General features: G+C 38.5%; 1 protein-coding gene. It reads left to right on the forward strand.

The window, feature by feature from the left end; genetic code table 11:
* Positions 1 to 81 precede the first annotated feature (81 nt).
* A complete protein-coding gene (locus ACT3RN_RS16020; protein WP_192520955.1) occupies positions 82 to 615 on the forward strand; it encodes a DUF2058 domain-containing protein in 534 nt (177 codons plus the stop codon).
* Positions 616 to 697: the final 82 nt, after the last annotated feature.

Below are 697 nucleotides of genomic sequence, written 5' to 3' on the forward strand. Positions count from 1 at the left end.
GACCACATGCGCTAACAAATTTTGCTACAATGTGTTTTTTAGCATTTATGATTTGAATATTCTTATTTAGGTGATGGAATTATGGCAAAAAATGCCCTACAAGCTCAACTACTCAAAGCAGGATTGGTAGATAGCAAAAAAGCCAAAAAAATCAGCAAGCAAACGCAACATGCCAAGCGTACTGGTGACTCAGAAAGCCTAGAAGCAAAAAAAGCATTGGCTGAGGCGCAAGCCAAAAAATTAGAAAAAGATCAGCAGCTCAATCAAGAAAAGCAGCGTGCTTTAGAAGAAAAGGCGCTCAAGGCAAATATCATTCAAATGATTAAGCAGCACCAAATCAGTGATACTAGCGGTGATGTCAGCTATCAATTTGTCGACAGCTCAAAAGTCAAAAAGATCTCTATTACCCAAAAGCTATATGACCAAGTCGTCGCAGGTCATGTCGTTATTGCACGATTAGAAGAAGGCTATGCATTACTTCCCCGCCCGTTAGCAGATCGTATAGATTCTAAGATGGAAGGCTTTATGGTTGTGTCCAACGACACGTCAGAAGAGGTATTAGCAGAAGACGATCCTTATGCCGCTTATGTCATTCCAGATGATTTAATGTGGTAAATACTCAATATTTATAATACTCGCTTTGTCATTGTATGTACCCTTTGTAGAATGTTTAATTCTATAAAGGGTTTTTTATTGT

This window comes from Psychrobacter sp. AOP5-GZ1-6, from assembly GCF_052376345.1.
GTDB lineage: Bacteria > Pseudomonadota > Gammaproteobacteria > Pseudomonadales > Moraxellaceae > Psychrobacter.